The 15,245-nt window shown below is 51.0% G+C and carries 16 protein-coding genes; 1 reads left to right on the top strand and 15 read right to left on the bottom strand.

Features of this window, described 5'->3' with window-relative positions; genetic code table 11:
- Positions 1-2: 2 nt before the first annotated feature.
- Positions 3-752 carry an ABC transporter permease subunit gene (locus BFW38_RS04350; RefSeq protein WP_068997293.1) on the bottom strand — a complete coding sequence of 250 codons (750 nt, stop codon included), beginning with the start codon at positions 750-752 and terminating at the stop codon, positions 3-5.
- Positions 749-1,801: an ABC transporter ATP-binding protein gene (locus BFW38_RS04345; protein WP_068997292.1), complete on the bottom strand. Its 1,053-nt coding sequence runs from the start codon at positions 1,799-1,801 to the stop codon at positions 749-751. The genes BFW38_RS04350 and BFW38_RS04345 overlap by 4 nt, the downstream gene beginning before the upstream one ends.
- 455 nt (positions 1,802-2,256) lie before the next feature.
- Here BFW38_RS04345 and BFW38_RS04340 point away from each other — a divergent pair, with 455 nt between their 5' ends.
- A complete protein-coding gene (locus BFW38_RS04340; RefSeq protein WP_068997291.1) occupies positions 2,257-3,213 on the top strand; it encodes an AEC family transporter in 957 nt (318 codons plus the stop codon).
- Between the two features lie 17 nt (positions 3,214-3,230).
- Here the strand turns inward: BFW38_RS04340 and BFW38_RS04335 are convergent, their stop codons facing one another.
- The 13 genes from BFW38_RS04335 to BFW38_RS04275 form a co-directional block, all read right to left on the bottom strand.
- Positions 3,231-4,139: an alpha/beta hydrolase gene (locus tag BFW38_RS04335; RefSeq protein WP_068997290.1), complete on the bottom strand. Its 909-nt coding sequence runs from the start codon at positions 4,137-4,139 to the stop codon at positions 3,231-3,233.
- Between the two features lie 87 nt (positions 4,140-4,226).
- A complete protein-coding gene (sixA, locus tag BFW38_RS04330) occupies positions 4,227-4,721 on the bottom strand; it encodes a phosphohistidine phosphatase SixA (protein ID WP_084004447.1) in 495 nt (164 codons plus the stop codon).
- Positions 4,718-5,212: a DUF4389 domain-containing protein gene (locus BFW38_RS04325; RefSeq protein WP_068997288.1), complete on the bottom strand. Its 495-nt coding sequence runs from the start codon at positions 5,210-5,212 to the stop codon at positions 4,718-4,720. Before BFW38_RS04325 ends, sixA begins: the two co-directional genes overlap by 4 nt.
- Complete coding sequence (locus tag BFW38_RS04320) at positions 5,205-6,299, bottom strand: NAD(P)H-dependent glycerol-3-phosphate dehydrogenase (protein ID WP_068997287.1); 1,095 nt, start codon at positions 6,297-6,299, stop codon at positions 5,205-5,207. The genes BFW38_RS04325 and BFW38_RS04320 overlap by 8 nt, the downstream gene beginning before the upstream one ends.
- Positions 6,300-6,479: 180 nt before the next feature.
- Positions 6,480-7,928: a protein adenylyltransferase SelO gene (locus tag BFW38_RS04315; RefSeq protein ID WP_068997286.1), complete on the bottom strand. Its 1,449-nt coding sequence runs from the start codon at positions 7,926-7,928 to the stop codon at positions 6,480-6,482.
- Between the two features lie 295 nt (positions 7,929-8,223).
- Positions 8,224-9,030: a glucosaminidase domain-containing protein gene (locus tag BFW38_RS04310; RefSeq protein ID WP_068997285.1), complete on the bottom strand. Its 807-nt coding sequence runs from the start codon at positions 9,028-9,030 to the stop codon at positions 8,224-8,226.
- Between the two features lie 138 nt (positions 9,031-9,168).
- A complete protein-coding gene (locus tag BFW38_RS04305; RefSeq protein ID WP_084004446.1) occupies positions 9,169-10,203 on the bottom strand; it encodes a M15 family metallopeptidase in 1,035 nt (344 codons plus the stop codon).
- Positions 10,204-10,521: 318 nt separating this feature from the next.
- Complete coding sequence (gene htpG / locus BFW38_RS04300; protein ID WP_139116671.1) at positions 10,522-12,423, bottom strand: molecular chaperone HtpG; 1,902 nt, start codon at positions 12,421-12,423, stop codon at positions 10,522-10,524.
- 123 nt (positions 12,424-12,546) lie between these two features.
- Positions 12,547-12,999 carry a PaaI family thioesterase gene (locus BFW38_RS04295; protein ID WP_245686063.1) on the bottom strand — a complete coding sequence of 151 codons (453 nt, stop codon included), beginning with the start codon at positions 12,997-12,999 and terminating at the stop codon, positions 12,547-12,549.
- On the bottom strand, positions 12,996-13,472 hold the full coding sequence (locus BFW38_RS04290) for a PaaI family thioesterase (protein WP_068997283.1): 477 nt from the start codon (positions 13,470-13,472) through the stop codon (positions 12,996-12,998). Before BFW38_RS04290 ends, BFW38_RS04295 begins: the two co-directional genes overlap by 4 nt.
- A gap of 99 nt (positions 13,473-13,571) precedes the next feature.
- Positions 13,572-14,000 carry an N-acetyltransferase gene (locus BFW38_RS04285; protein WP_068997282.1) on the bottom strand — a complete coding sequence of 143 codons (429 nt, stop codon included), beginning with the start codon at positions 13,998-14,000 and terminating at the stop codon, positions 13,572-13,574.
- A 13-nt stretch (positions 14,001-14,013) separates the two neighbouring features.
- On the bottom strand, positions 14,014-14,514 hold the full coding sequence (locus tag BFW38_RS04280; RefSeq protein WP_068997281.1) for a P-loop nucleotide/nucleoside kinase family protein: 501 nt from the start codon (positions 14,512-14,514) through the stop codon (positions 14,014-14,016).
- 117 nt (positions 14,515-14,631) lie between these two features.
- Complete coding sequence (locus BFW38_RS04275) at positions 14,632-15,018, bottom strand: septal ring lytic transglycosylase RlpA family protein (protein ID WP_068997280.1); 387 nt, start codon at positions 15,016-15,018, stop codon at positions 14,632-14,634.
- Positions 15,019-15,245: the final 227 nt, after the last annotated feature.

Genomic DNA, 15,245 nt, shown 5'->3' with positions numbered 1-15,245 from the left:
GATTACGCCTTTTTCATATCCAGCAAGCAACGGTTCGCCAAGAGCCAGACGGCCATAGTGACGGCAAAGAACCACACGTCGGAGAAGGTGATCACCCCTCGACTCAGGCCTTCAAAATGCGTCATTAAACTGAGGCTGGCCACGGCATCAACCAACGCCCCTGGCGCCCAACTCTGGAAAGCATCCAACACCATAGGAAAACCAGACAAGGTCAAGACAAAGCACACCGCAACCGCCAAAATAAAGGCAATGACCTGACTACGCGTCAACACCGACAAGCACTGACTGATCGCAAGATAAGCCCCAGCCATCAACCAGCTCCCAAGGTAACTGGTCACAATGGCTGCATTATCGGGGTCTCCGAGATAGTTAACGGTCACCCACAGGGGAAACGTCAGCACCAATGCCAGCCCGGCAAACGTCCAAGCGGCCAGAAATTTCCCCAACACCAGCTGATAGGAAGGAATGCCCAATGTCATCAGCAGCTCCAAGGTGCCACTGCGACGCTCCTCAGCCCACAAGCGCATCGCCAACGCAGGCAAAAGAAATAAGTAAAGCCAGGGATGAAACTGGAAGAAGGGCAACAAATCGGCTTGTCGACGATCATAAAAATTGCCCAGATAAAAAGTCAGCGCTCCCGATAAAGCCACGAAGATGATCATAAAGACCAACGCCAATGGCGTATTGAAGTAGCCGGACAACTCGCGTTTATATAAAGCCCTCAAGCCATGAAATCCACGGGTTGATGTCATACCGAGGCTCCTTTTTTATCAATACCCTTTTTATCAATCCCCTTTTGATCAATATCAGGCTGATCAGAGCCTTCGCCTACACCGCTGCCGCCACCGTTTTGTCCATCATCGCCCGTGACATCATCAGCGGCGGGTCGGGTTAAGGTGGTGAAGACTTCATCCAATCGCCCAGATTCAACCCGTACACTTTGCGGTGTGATCTGCTGTTCACGCAGCCATTGATCCACCTGCGGATAGACGAAAGCGCCAGCACGCGGTAGTACCGTCAGCCACTGGGCTTGTTCACAGACCACATCAGCGACATCTGGTAACGTCTTGAGCTGGGCCTGATCTGCGGCAATATCACGATCGGGTAAATGTAGGCTCACGGCTTGGTGGTGAGGTGATAAGGCTTCCAGCTCAGCAGGAGACCCCTCAAAACGGCAACGGCCCTGGGCAATCAATAACACCCGATTGCACACGGCCATCACCTCTTCAAGAATATGGGTCGAGATGATCACCACCTTGTCCTGCGCCAGCCCCGCGATCAATTCACGGACATGGCGTTTTTGGTTTGGATCAAGACCATCGGTCGGCTCATCTAAAATTAAGACCTGCGGATCATGTAATAGGGCTTGAGCCAGGCCGACTCGGCGTCGAAACCCTTTCGAGAGGTTGTCGATGGGGCGTGCCAAGACACTATGCAATTCAACCTGCTCACTCACTCGCTTGATCGCCGACTCACACGCGATTGCCGACATTCCACGGGCCTCACCGATAAAACGCAGAAAAGCCTCGACGGTCATATCGCCATAAGCAGGCGCCCCTTCAGGCAAATAACCGATATGCTGCTGAGCCAAAGCGGGCTCTTGCACGACATCCACACCGGCCACATTGATATAGCCGCTGTCTGGATGTAGATAACCGGTCAGCATTTTCATCGTGGTGGATTTGCCCGCCCCATTGGGGCCGAGAAAACCCAGCACATCCCCCGGATTCACCTCAAAAGCCAGTCCATCCACGGCTTTTAAAGCGCCGAAGTATTTAACCAGGGCCTCTATTTTAATCATTACTCAACTTCCATCGGATCATGTCAGACAAAACGCCGGTCTATTCTTGCTCTCAATGTTCTCTGCTATCGATGTTCTCTACTATCGATGTGTTTACTATCGATGTGTTTACTATCGATGTGTTTACTATCGATGTGCTTGCTATCGACTGCCTATCACTGACAGAAAAACGACCGCCCTTGTCCGATCTGCGAACAGATCGTTTACAATGTATGCCTAGTGTCCTACCCAAAACATGCCATAAAGTTCCCGCAAACTATTCATATCCATTATCGCGGGTTCGTTGATCACATCACCTGGCACAGTAATCGGGCACGCTGACACAGACCCCCACCTCACCCCATTCAAGCTTTAGGAGACCTTATGGCCCGCCGCCCCCAACGTAATACTCGAGTACGTAATGGTTTATTTTTAGTGATCGTCATTGCCGCGATTACTTATGGCCTGATCAGCGCATGAATATCAATGATCTGCTGCATACACTGGGCTATACCCTTAATGTCACCGCCCCCGTGTTTATCATTGTATTTCTTGGGGTATTGCTTCGTCGCATCGGGTTAATCAACGAGAACTTCAATCACACCGCATCCAAACTGGTGTTTATGATCACCTTACCGGTGCTGATCTTTTTGAATATTCTCAAAACCGATCTCACTGACGTCTTTGCGCCCGGCCTGATGATTTATGCACTGGTCAGTACATTATTCGCTTTTGGGGTGCTGATCTGGCATGCACGACGGCTGCCTGATCCTGCCGATCGAGGCGTTTTCGTGCAAGGAGGGTTTAGAGGCAATTTAGGGATTATTGGTCTGGCCTTGGTGGCCAATCAATATGGTGAAGCCGGCATCGCACTGGGTGCGATTCTATTAGCGCAGCTGATTGTGCTTTATAACTTGCTGTCGGTCATCGCGTTAAGCCTGTGGCAAAATGAACGACGTCTAGAATGGCGCGCCGTTGTGATCCGCATTCTCAAGAATCCACTGATTATTGCGGTCGCATTGGCGGTCCCGGCGTCATTACTCCATTGGCAGCCTCCGCAACTGGCCCTGAAAGTCGGCCACTACTTTGCCAATATGACACTCCCTTTAGCGCTGCTATGCATTGGGGGCGCTTTGGACTTGGCAGCCCTGCAACGGACATCGACCACCGCCTTAATGGCCTCCTCCTACAAACTGCTATGGCTACCGATGCTAATGGTGACAGGCGCCGCTTGGCTCGGTTATGAAGGCATGACCCTGGGCATTCTGATGCTGTTCTTTGGTTGCCCAACCGCTGCCGCCAGCTACGTCATGGCTCAGGCGATGAAAGGCAATGCCGCTTTAGCCGCCAATATTGTGGCCATGACCACGGTTGGCTCCACATTGACGCTCTCGATGGGTATTTTTGTGCTGCACCAACTCGGTCTGACCTGATGTCATAACCAGAGATATCAGGCCTCGCTATGCTGACGCGCAAAGCGCCCGGCCTGACGTAATGATGCCGCAGCCTGTGGCCACCAGCTACTCATCAGTTGCCACACATGCGGCATCCAAGGCACTTCTTCCAACTCAACCTCGCCTCCAGCCTGCTGCAAACCGCGCTTCAGGCGCACAGCATCGTCTCGTAATGACTCATGTTGACTGACCTGCAGCAACATCGGCGGCAGTTGAGATAAATCACCAAACAGCGGTGAAATACCGGGATCATTGAGAGGGCGACGACCGGCATACAGCTCAGCGAAGGCTTTCAACTGAGGGCGTTGAATCACCAAGTCAGTCGGCGCATTGTAATCAATAGATAGCGCACTACAGGTGAGATCGACCCAGGGCGACATCATCACCGCTGCAGCAGGCTGAGGTAAATGGGCATCGCGTAGATGCTGTAGCAATCCCAACACCAGTGCACCACCAGCAGAGTCACCCGCTAGCACCAAACGTTCCGGTGACACACCTGTATCATGCAGCCAGTGCCAGGCCGCCCGAGCATCTTCTAACCCCGCAGGCCAGGGGTGTTCAGGCGCTAATCGGTAATCCAGTAACAACACATGGGCCTGCGCCTCCCGAGCGAGCAAAGCAGCCAACTCACGATGTGTATCCAAGGACCCAAGAGCAAAGCCTCCGCCATGAAGATAAAGAATATAGCGCTGCGTTTCGCTGCCTATTGGGCTCAATAATTCGGCATGTCGCCCAGCGACCTCAAGCTGATCGCGCTGAATATCATGGGGCACTCGCGGGGCGAGTGCCAGTTCATCCAAATGTTGGCGTAACAGGCGACATTGACTTGCCAGCCATTGACGACCCAACACATCAGCACTGCTTTGCCAGATTTTAAAAGGCCAGTTCCAGTATTCATCCATCATTCGCGGTCTATATCCTTATCCACTCGCATTAAGATTAATGCACTCGCATGAAGACACTTCATTCAGGCACTTCATTGAGACACTTCTTTAAGGCGCTCCATGCCCCGTTGAAGTATCACGCTCGCACAGCACCTCAGCCAACACCTGTTTTAGATGGAGGCAATCCGGTGCAATCACTTCGCCGTCCATCCAAGCTAAGCCCGCTGGGGGAATCGCCCAAGGCTGATTGGGCTCAGAGTATAGTCGCGCCATCATGGCGCCCCACAACGGCTGGTGAGTCACCACCAACACTGGGCGCCCCGATAATGGCCATAATTGTGCCAACGCTTGATCAACACTGTGTTCTGGTGTCACATCCGCCAGCACCTCAGGCACCAGCTGTAGCGCGCGACCCAATGCTTCAGCAGTCTGCCGTGCCCGTAAGTAATGACTGCTATAAATCGCCTCGGGTTGAACCGATTGCTGCTGCAGCCACTGCCCAACTTGCTGAGCTTGTTGCTGCCCATAGGGGGTTAAAGCCCGCTGAGCATCCACTGCACCTGGCGCGGCCTCAGCATGTCGCATCCACCAGAAACGGCTCATGCGCGAGGGTCTGCTGGATGGGATCCGGTCTGACCCGATTCAGCGTCAGCCCCTTCATCCAAAGAGTCTTGCGAGTGATCGACCTTAGACGTTTTCTCCTCAGAAGCCGACGTTGACGTCGATGCTTCCTGAGTCGTCGCAGCCCTACCGGTCGTCGCAACGCCATCAGTTGTCGAGGTTTCGGCCGTCGGCATATAGGGGTTGCGCTCCGGCGCTTCTCCTAGCGGCCATTCCGCAAATGGAAACGGTTTGGTCTCGGTATTAAACGTCAAATAACGGAAGCACTCATACGCATACTGACTTAACTGAGCCCCAAAACGCAGTAACTGCATTTGCCGCTCACCCATGAGCATGCGATACAGCAGTTGAATCAATATCACCCCAAAAATCACCAGTTCGGTGATTTGATAGGCGAGAAAAAACAACAGCATAAAGGGTAGACGCAGCCAAAACTGCTCATCTTTCATTAAAGAAGGCTTAGGTTCATTCATGAGTTTGATCTCCTGATGCTTTGACTGCAGGCATCCGTGCAACCTTTTGTGCTGATTTAATCACTTCCTCACGGGGCAAAACAAATTCCACATCCGTACTTTGTTGATTATTCATCATCAAGTGAGCAATATCGCGTGGATCATGATCATTGAAGAGCACCTCATAAAGGCCCGTCACCAAAGGCATATAAATCCCCATGGCTTCGGCCTTATGCTTCACCAAGCGTACCGTATTGACCCCCTCGGCCACCTGCCCCAGTGCATCAACGGCTTCGTCCAATGAACGGCCTTCTCCCAACGCCTGCCCCACGCGGTAATTGCGTGATAGCGGTGATGAGCATGTCACAATCAAATCGCCCACCCCTGCCAGCCCCAGAAACGTCATGGGATTGGCCCCCAAACTGACGGCAAAACGGCTCATTTCCGCCAGAGAGCGTGTCACCAACATACTACGTGTGTTTTCCCCCATGCCCAGTGCCGAGGCCATACCTGCGGCAATGGCATAAATATTCTTCAAGGCACCACCTAGCTCAACCCCATAGATATCCGTATTGGCATAGACACGAAAATAGTGCGAGCCCAACACTTGTTGGACACGTGAACGGGTCTGATCATCTTCACTGGCGATCACTGTCGCCGTCAGCTGGTGTTTGGCAATCTCACCCGCAAGATTAGGCCCAGACAAGACCCCAATATGGGTCGAGCCAGTCTCTTCAGACAAGATCTGACTCATCAGTTTAAACCCATTGGCTTCGATCCCCTTGGTGGTACTGACCAAGATCTGGTCTGGGGTCAAATAAGACCGCGCTTGCGCCAATACATCGGCGAACCCCTTACTGGGAATCGACATAAAGACGAGCTCTGCGCCTGTTAATGCGGCCTTAAGGTCGCTGGTGGCGGTTAACGATTCAGGCAACTTCAAATCGGGTTGATAACGTGGGTTGTAGCGTGTCTCGTTAATCGTTTGCGCAAGTTCAGCATTACGCACCCACAAGGTCACCGGATAGCCATTTTCTGCTGCAATGGTCGCCAGTGCAGTGCCAAAACTGCCACCACCCAGTACGGTAACCGGAAACATCTGGCTCATGTTGATCCTTCATTTCACCCATGAAATAGAGGGTTGATTCTAGCGGATTGCGCCTTTCACGTCTGTGCCTGAATACAGATTCCGATATAGAGGCCATCAAGACGAGCCAATTAACCCTCCAGAAGAACAACTTACCCCTCCAGAAGAGCAACCTACCCCTCCAGAAGAGCAACCTACCCCTCAGGAAGAACAACTTAAATGGACAAAATTCCCCGCGGGAGGCGGTGCAGCGTGATCTTCATGGCCGGGTAAACGCTGGTAGGGCTGGCGATAACTGCGTAACTGACGTGCGACCTCGGTAAAATCGCCCTGTTCAGCAGCCTCAATCGCCACCTGTAACACATGTGTGCGTGGCAACACCCATGGATTCACCGCACATAACGCTTCGACACGCTGCTCAATAGAATCAAACCGTTCATCAACAGCCTTTCGCCAATGCCTTAACCAGTGCTGAAACAGATCCTGATCCGACACATGATCCAATAACTGTTTCTCATCCTTATTTTCGGCCAGATCACGTAAAAACAACGTCCAATCGACACTTTGCTCACGACATAACTGCAGAAACCGCTCGACTAGAGGCCATTGCTCAACAGCAAGTCCTAGGCGGGCGCTCAATTGCTGGCGATAGGCCTGCTGAAAATAATCCGAATAACGTGCCAGAATATCTTCGAGCGTGGAAACAGACACATAAGGCGTTAATGTTTCCGCCAGTGCGGTCAGGTTCCAATGCACAATCTTGGGCTGACGATCAAACGCATAGCGACCTTGGTCATCAGAATGGTTAAATACCGCATCCGGCCGATACTCATCTAAAAAAGCGAAGGGGCCATAATCAATGGTCTCCCCTAAAATAGACATATTGTCTGTATTCAACACCCCATGACAAAAACCGTAGGCTTGCCATTTGGCCACTAACTCAGCTGTTCGCTTCAACACCTCTTCATACCAATGCGCCCAGCGCTCAGCCTGATCGGGTATCGCCAATAAATCAGGCCAATGATCTTCAATGACCTGCTGCATTAACGCTTCATAACCCGCTCGATCACCACTGTAGTGCAAATGCTCAAAGTGTCCAAAGCGCACATGAGAGCGGGTCATCCGCACCAGGGTGGCCTCTGGCTCTGGCATTTCACGACGCACTTGTCCCTGCCCCATCACCACACACAATGCCCGAGTCGTGGGTATGCCCAAATGAAACAGCGCCTCACTACCTAAAAACTCACGTAAGCAAGAACGCAAGACCGCTCGACCATCACCAAAGCGCGAATAAGCCGTCCGTCCAGATCCTTTCAAATGTAGATCCCAAAGCTCACCACGGTCATTGCGCACTTGCCCGAGTAACAAGCCGCGCCCATCCCCCAATTGAGGATTCCAGACACCAAATTGATGACCCGCATACTTCATTGCCACAGGATCATCCCCAGGAAGAGGTTCACCCGCACCAAAATGCGCGGCTAGTTGCTCAGGTTGTAATTGGCAAAGATCAAGATCAATCAGGCGCGCGGCATCAGCACTCAACGCCACCAAAACAGGTGATGTTAGAGGCGTTGGACGTAGGCGTTGATATAGTCGCGTCGGCAACTGCGTGTAGCGCGACTCAAATGGCAACTGAGCCAACGTATGCATAAAACCTCCCAATAGCCATTCAGTGATCAACCATTCGGCTGACCAACGATGACAACTTCAGAACAGATGACCTCAAGGCTCATCGCCTCATGACACCATGATCTGCTCTTCAGACAATAGCGATCAGGCTAACACGGCCAGGAAAACACAGGGAGTCCATTCAAGTACAGTGCAGCAAGCAGATAGCCACAAGAATGAACACAAGGGGTCAAGGAAGAGGAGAGATTCAAGCTCGATGAGCCATTTAAGCAAGACAAGTGGTCAAGCACGAAGGAATCGGCTTGACCACTGATCGTTAAGGCGTCTCAGCAGGCGCAAGCTGCTCAATTAAAGGGCGATTAATTCGAATCATCGCTTTCAACTCTCGCACGTACGCTTGCCCACGCTGAGAGTAGTTTTGTAACGCAGAGGCCAACGCTAAAGCACTTACGGTTTTCCCAGCAGCGCGCAACTGAGCACGCCGCTGTCGCAGCTGAAAATAAGCTCGATGGGTATTCAAGTTATTCATATAGCTCTGCACACTAGCCAGTACGGTAGAAAACCGTTTGACTTCATGCCGAGCAGCTTCGGAGCGCGCACGTGGCACCAAGCCACAACCACGTTTAAAACACCACTGCCCAAACAGATTATTGCCCTTGACCGCAAATCGAGACGTTCCCCAGGCCGATTCATTTGCCCCCTGAACTAACACCAGCGCCACAGGAAGCTCATCCACACGGCGCAACAATCGATGCCATTGGGTATTCACTTCCGGTACTGGCGTTTTAAAACGTGCTGCCAACTGCGACAACTGCTGCTGTTGATGTTCAGTCAATTGGTCACGATCAACATACAGTGCCATTAACTGAGCCCGTTCCTGACGTAACCGAGCATTTTCATAATCAACCAAGGGCTTGAGCAAACCAAAAAACTGCATTTTCCGCACATCGACACTATCCGCATCGGCCAAGTTGGGCCAATGGCGGATAGGATCAGGCCGCTGCAACACCTCAACAGGCTCAACCTCTTCGCGCGTCATCTCGCGATAAGCAGCAATCGCGATCACAAGACCACATAACAAAAAAAGGGCATGAAAAATCTTGGGCGTGGGAGTCTCAGCCATAAAGCGATATCGGTCCTTTTAAGTCAGCTTGAGTCACTGAGGAAAAACGTCAGTTTAAGTCATTGAGAGAGCAGCTTGCCAAAACACCGCCCGGAGGCGGTGTTTGGATTAGCCATATGAATTGAGGTAGGCCCATCATCAGGTAACCTGGATATGCCAAGGCTCATAACGCACACCCAAGTGGTTATCGGCGGTATAGCGGATTTTCACAAACCCCAAATCCTGAATACGCTTGTACTCATCTGTTTCAGCAAAATCGGCCGTAAAGTTACGATAGCCAAAGCCCACTTTACCGACATCAAAATCACTGATCGCATGATAGGAATAACCGGGCGGAGCCAACGATCGTGATGCCTTAGATAAGTTACCCGCAGACTGGTCAGCCTTGGCAAAGAAAAGGTGCATCTGCTTCACCACACTGCGCACACCGGAGGTCAGTACTAACGTATCACCGACTTGATTACGCAGCCGATTATAGAAATCGATCGACTTATCACGATATAAAAAGTGGCCGGTTCCAGGAATTTTCTCGACTTCTTTCAATGGAATCGTTGCGGTCAGACTGTCAACTACCTTGTTACCATAAAAGCCATAACGTCGGGCATCCGCCTCAAACAACTCTTCAAAAAGTGATTTTTCCTGAACAGTAAAATCGCCGACCTGGCTGTAGTTACGCGCATAACGAAAGGCCTGATCCATGGACAAAAGGTTAAAATTACCATGGCCCACTAAGCGCTGAAGCCGATCCAAGCGTCGCTGAGTTTCTCGAAGCAACGCCAGCTTGGCATCAGAAATAAAGAAGTCATCATCAAAAACACTTTCAAAATAACGGACCTTGTCCGCTGGGGACATATCCTGGGTAGGCATATGATCTTTGATCGCAGCATCCTGCTGAGCCAGCTGATGCTCACCTACCGACATTCGCCCGGCAGAACCTGCAGCCTGCTGCGAAGCTGAACCCGGCATGCCCATATCTTCCATACCATGTGCCAGCTGAGCACCCGCCCATTGCCCCTGAGCAGCCCCAACCCCAAAACTCTTGGGCAGCAACACAGGTGATTGCGCAGCCTGTTGGGCTGGCGCAGAATTAAGCAGTTGGCGCATTACAGAACCACTGCCGAGCGCCACAAAGCCGCTCACGGACAGCGCTTTGACAAGAGTTCTACGCTCCACGACGTCTCCAGAGAATCCCTAAACCGGTTTCAGCTGCCCCGGTATTGAAAGAAAAAAGGCCACTTGTAAAACGATAACGGGGGCACAGGAAATTGTCCATAGCTCGCGACACTTGAAATGAGCGAAATCATGCGCTTGCGTTTCCAGGTGTAGCGCTATGTAGACACGACGTAAAATAGCATAATAAATACCACATTTCCGTGAATCATTTTATCAAATCCGTCAATCGCCTCTCATTAAAGACATCAAACAAAACAGGAGGCCCAAAGGCCTCCTGTAAGCAACATCTTGCGCCTTCAGCGCAACGCAAGCTTCCGATTACTGGCTCATTTCCAGCAGTAAGCGGTTCAGGCGACGAACAAATTCACCAGGCTCTTCTAACGCTTGGCCCGCAGCCAGCGCCGCTTGATCACACACAATGCCTGCCAGCTCACCAAAGCGGCTATCATCCGCCTCAGCTTCCAAACGCGCAATCAGCGGGTGGCTTGGATTGATATCCAACACCGGCTTGCTATCAGGTGCCTGCTGACCGGCCGCTTCGAGAATCTTACGCATCTGCGGACCTAAGTCACCTTGACCAATCATCAGTACGGCGGGTGATTCAGTCAGATGGGTCGAGACACGCACTTCACTGACACGGCTTTCTAACGCTTTAGATAGACGTTCAACCAGTGCTTTTTTCTCTTCAGCGGCTTCTTCCTGCGCTTTCTTCTCTTCTTCAGAATCCAGCTCAGTCAGGTCTGCGCCTTCGCGAGCGACATCCACAAAAGATTTTCCGTCGAACTCATGTAGATGGCTCATTAACCACTCATCAATACGATCGCTCAACAGCAGGACTTCTAACCCTTTCTTACGGAAGCCTTCCAGATGCGGCGAAGATTTCAACTGGCTCAGACTATCGCCCACCAGGTAATAAATCTTATCCTGGCCTTCCTTCATTCGCTCAACATAGTCTTTCAGCGCAACCGCTTTTTTGCCACCGTCATCGTGGGTGGAATCAAAGCGCAGCAATCCTGCAATTTTTTCACGGTTGGACGGATCTTCTGAAGGCCCTTCTTTCAGCACTTCTCCGAACTCAGCCCAGAAGCTGGCATATTCTTCCGGCTTGTTCTTCGCCAGTTTTTCCAGCATATCCAAGACACGCTTAGTCAACGCCGATTTGATGCTATCCGTCAGCGGACTTTGCTGCAGAATCTCACGCGAAATATTCAGTGGTAAATCAGCAGAATCGATTACCCCTTTCACAAAACGCAGATACAGCGGTAGGAATTGTTCTGCATTATCCAGAATAAAGACCCGCTGTACATACAATTTTAACCCTTTCGGCGCATCTCGATTATATAAGTCAAACGGTGCGCGTTTAGGTACATACAATAAAGAAGTATATTCCTGCTTACCTTCCACTTTATTGTGGGCCCAAGTGAGCGGCGCCTCAAAATCATGGGAAATATGCTTATAAAACTCTTCGTAGTCTTCCTGACTGATGTCACTCTTCGGACGCGTCCATAAAGCACTGGCCTTATTGACCACTTCCCAAGCTTCAGTGGGTTCCTGATCATCCTCAGCTTGTTGCTCTACCGGCAATTCAATCGGCAGACCAATATGATCAGAATAAGTGCGAATAATGTGGCGCAAGCGGAAACCATCAGCAAACTCTTTTGCATCCTCTTTCAGATGCAAAGTAATCCGCGTTCCACGAGTGGCTTTTTCAACCGGCTCAATAGTGAACTCACCTTCACCACGTGAGGTCCAGCGCACACCTTGGTCATGGGCTTCACCCGCTCGACGAGTTTCCACCTCAACTTCATCGGCGACAATAAAAGCTGAATAAAACCCGACCCCAAACTGACCAATTAGGCTGGCATCTTGTTTCTGATCACCGGTGAGCTGTTTCAGAAACTCGCCGGTACCTGAGCGTGCAATAGTCCCGAGGTTAGCAATCACTTCCTCACGGTTCATCCCGATACCATTATCATCAATGGTGACGGTACCGGCTTGCGCATCAAAGCTGACCCGAACGCGCAGCTCAGCATCTTCAGACAACAAATCTGACTGCTGAACCGCCTCAAAGCGCAGTTTATCGCACGCATCGGATGCGTTGGAAATCAGCTCACGTAAGAAGATTTCACGATTGGAATACAGAGAATGCACCATCAGGTGCAACAGCTGTTTAACTTCCGTTTGGAAACCAAGAGTCTGTTTCTCGGCCTGGCTCATGATGATGTCTCTCCCAAAATACAAAACGACTTAGCGTGAAGAGACAAATGGGGCCATAGGCCAACATTTCAAGGGGATCATGACAGTCAAAAGCCTCATGACAGCCACGACCGAAAGACAGGCGCCTCAGGTTTCAGGCCAGATTAAATGTGCACGGGCCATGGTAATGGGCTTTGACTCATCAGACTGCCAGGCCGTGATGCTGACATTGACCACACGCCGCCCAAGACGGTTCATCTGACAACGCGCATAAGTCGGTTGCAGCTGCCCTGAACGCAGGTAATCAATGGAGAAATCTACCACTCTAGGGACTTGTCGCCCGCCGGTATGCGCCATCACATCGAGGACGGCACAAGTTTCCATAAAGGCCGCAATGACACCGCCATGCAAAGCTGGCAATGCCGGATTACCAACATTATGGCGATGCGGTGCCAACACAAAAGATAAACCGTCAGCGGCCTCATGCACCTGCACATCCATAAACCGAGCATAAGGAATACGGGCAAGCCACTGCATGACAGTCGCGGCCGAAGCACTTCCCTCAACCGGCTCCTGGCCGTTCAGCTCCGTCTCATTCATTGCCCTGCCTCCTGTCCAAACAGATATTCGGCAAAACCTTTTGGCGTGCGTTCCACGCCCATTCGCATAAAGGTGCCGATACCGCGTGCCACTGGTCGCTCGCGCTCTTGGTAAATCAACCCCTCGGTGAACACGATCTTATCGGTAAAGCGCATCACCCGAGCCTCGCAAAACAAAGGGGCGCCCATCACAGCGGGTCGATAGTGATCCAGCCGTAAATCGACCGTCGGGCAGGACTCCGGCTGAGGCAGTGCCAGCACCGCCATAGCGCCACAGGAGGTATCCATCAACATCGTCAACACACCACCATGCACCAAATGGTCATCGGCGTTCCCCTCCAACGCTTCATTGGGTGGCAGTGTCATCACCAGCAGCTCATCGGTCACCGACAATGCCTGCATATCAAAAGCAGCACAATGGGGAATCATATCGACAAAACGTTGAATACCTTGAAGCTTTTGATTAGAAGTCATAAGCGTAGCAAACGGTTGTTTAATTCATTGCACTGTAATCCAGTAGAGACAAGGAGACAAGGCATCCCAGCATCGCCCTCAATGGCGCTCAGCCATGTGCTAGCGATGCGCATACGTCATAAGCCATTCAGCATGGCCAGTATGCTCATCTTGCTGTGCTTGCTGGATCTCAAAGCCCTGGTGCTGATAAAACAGAACACTGGGGGGATTCTCTTGGTAGACCGTCAATTGTAACGCTGCCCGCCGCTTTTTGGCATCGCTCAGCAAGGCGCTTCCAATCCCTTTGCCCTGAGCCTGAGGCTCAACAAAGAGCGCGGCTAAATGATCTCCATAGAGGCTGTAAAAGCCGATCACGCCGTCTTCACGCTCAAAAACGAAGGTCTCTGAGGCTGGGAGGTAAACCTCCCGCATCACTTGGACTTTCGATTGCCAATAAGCGGCTTCAATAAAGTGATGCGCTTCAATCGATGCATCGAGCCAAATCGAGAGCACAGCCTCCATGTCATCTTGAACAAACGTACGAATCATCCCGATATCCTGATCAATTAATACGAGGTTCAATCCTCACGATATGGAAAGCTTCATCATCCTGTGGCGCTTCAAAATATTGAGTCACCTGATAGAAGGTAGTCTCATTATCAAAAGCAGCACGCTCAGGCTGTTCTAACCGACGCTGGCCGATCTGAGATAAGCACTGGGCATCCGTTAAATCCAAATAAATCAATTCATGATCACACTCGGCATCAGAGACAATAGACGCAAACCAGGCCCGTTGCGCAGCGGTATTGGCAGGGAAATCCATCACAACATCTGTACCGGATTTTAAAATCTGTTCAACATGAGACTGAATAAAAGGCTTAATTGTGCTAGAGAGCCTCATGTAATCATCCAATGTCTTAATTTGAGTGGGATAGTGTGCACTCAACCAATCATCTTCAGAAATCAGCACAGCATGGTGCTGATCAGCCACTTTCTTCGACATTGTGGATTTGCCTGCGCCCATCTTGCCGCAGAAGAAAAAGAGTTTACCTGGCGATGTCATAGCTGCTCTCACTCATATTAAGTCACAATATCAAGTCTGGTCATTTTAAATATGATCGTTTTAACCCTAACGCCCACCCTGAACATCAGCGTCAAATAGCTTAAAAGCGACACCCAATTAATCTACGACCTCTACTTTGACATTCACGACACCGGCTCGGATATTTGCAATTCGCCGGAAGGCCGACTTACTCAGATCAATCACTCGACCTGACACAAAAGGGCCACGATCGTTGATGCGCACAATCGTGCTTTTATGATTAGCCAAATTAGTCACCCTGACCTTAACGCCGAAGGGTAAACGCCGATGAGCAGCTGTCATGGCCTGCTGATTAAAGCGCTCACCACTGGCAGTCAGCCGCCCCTGAAACTTATCCGCATAAAAGGTGGCTTCACCTTCCTGTGAAAATCCTGGCGCGTCTGCTCGACTGATAGGCCCCGCAGAACAGGCACTCAGACCAATACTGAATGCCGCCATCATGAGAAAAACCAATTTGATATTCATATCGAGTCTTACGGGCCGCCAAGCGATCTAATTGAATAGTCAATCATCTAACATCAGCCCTCAAACAACAAGCTTAAGCCATTGAGATGCTATTGGTCATTGGTGTTGATGGGTCGTTATTGATAGCTATTAATAGATTGCTCGATGGTTTTTTGGGGTTGAGAGCGAGGTTGAGGGTGTTGGGGTGCGAGGGGATTCGGTGAAGGGCATTGGCGCGTTTTTTATCC

This window comes from Terasakiispira papahanaumokuakeensis, assembly GCF_001709345.1.
GTDB lineage: Bacteria > Pseudomonadota > Gammaproteobacteria > Pseudomonadales > Halomonadaceae > Terasakiispira > Terasakiispira papahanaumokuakeensis.
This window is presented reverse-complemented; position numbering and strand designations above follow the sequence as displayed.

What these genes read in the sequence shown, in the direction of transcription:
- BFW38_RS04350 (WP_068997293.1), bottom strand. Translation starts at nt 752, where the DNA reads ATGACATCAACCCGTGGATTTCATGGCTTGAGGGCTTTATATAAACGC.
- BFW38_RS04345 (WP_068997292.1), bottom strand. Translation starts at nt 1,801, where the DNA reads ATGATTAAAATAGAGGCCCTGGTTAAATACTTCGGCGCTTTAAAAGCC.
- BFW38_RS04340 (WP_068997291.1), top strand. Translation starts at nt 2,257, where the DNA reads ATGAATATCAATGATCTGCTGCATACACTGGGCTATACCCTTAATGTC.
- BFW38_RS04335 (WP_068997290.1), bottom strand. Translation starts at nt 4,139, where the DNA reads ATGATGGATGAATACTGGAACTGGCCTTTTAAAATCTGGCAAAGCAGT.
- sixA (WP_084004447.1), bottom strand. Translation starts at nt 4,721, where the DNA reads ATGAGCCGTTTCTGGTGGATGCGACATGCTGAGGCCGCGCCAGGTGCA.
- BFW38_RS04325 (WP_068997288.1), bottom strand. Translation starts at nt 5,212, where the DNA reads ATGAATGAACCTAAGCCTTCTTTAATGAAAGATGAGCAGTTTTGGCTG.
- BFW38_RS04320 (WP_068997287.1), bottom strand. Translation starts at nt 6,299, where the DNA reads ATGAGCCAGATGTTTCCGGTTACCGTACTGGGTGGTGGCAGTTTTGGC.
- BFW38_RS04315 (WP_068997286.1), bottom strand. Translation starts at nt 7,928, where the DNA reads ATGCATACGTTGGCTCAGTTGCCATTTGAGTCGCGCTACACGCAGTTG.
- BFW38_RS04310 (WP_068997285.1), bottom strand. Translation starts at nt 9,030, where the DNA reads ATGGCTGAGACTCCCACGCCCAAGATTTTTCATGCCCTTTTTTTGTTA.
- BFW38_RS04295 (WP_245686063.1), bottom strand. Translation starts at nt 12,999, where the DNA reads ATGAATGAGACGGAGCTGAACGGCCAGGAGCCGGTTGAGGGAAGTGCT.
- BFW38_RS04290 (WP_068997283.1), bottom strand. Translation starts at nt 13,472, where the DNA reads ATGACTTCTAATCAAAAGCTTCAAGGTATTCAACGTTTTGTCGATATG.
- BFW38_RS04285 (WP_068997282.1), bottom strand. Translation starts at nt 14,000, where the DNA reads ATGATTCGTACGTTTGTTCAAGATGACATGGAGGCTGTGCTCTCGATT.
- BFW38_RS04280 (WP_068997281.1), bottom strand. Translation starts at nt 14,514, where the DNA reads ATGACATCGCCAGGTAAACTCTTTTTCTTCTGCGGCAAGATGGGCGCA.
- BFW38_RS04275 (WP_068997280.1), bottom strand. Translation starts at nt 15,018, where the DNA reads ATGAATATCAAATTGGTTTTTCTCATGATGGCGGCATTCAGTATTGGT.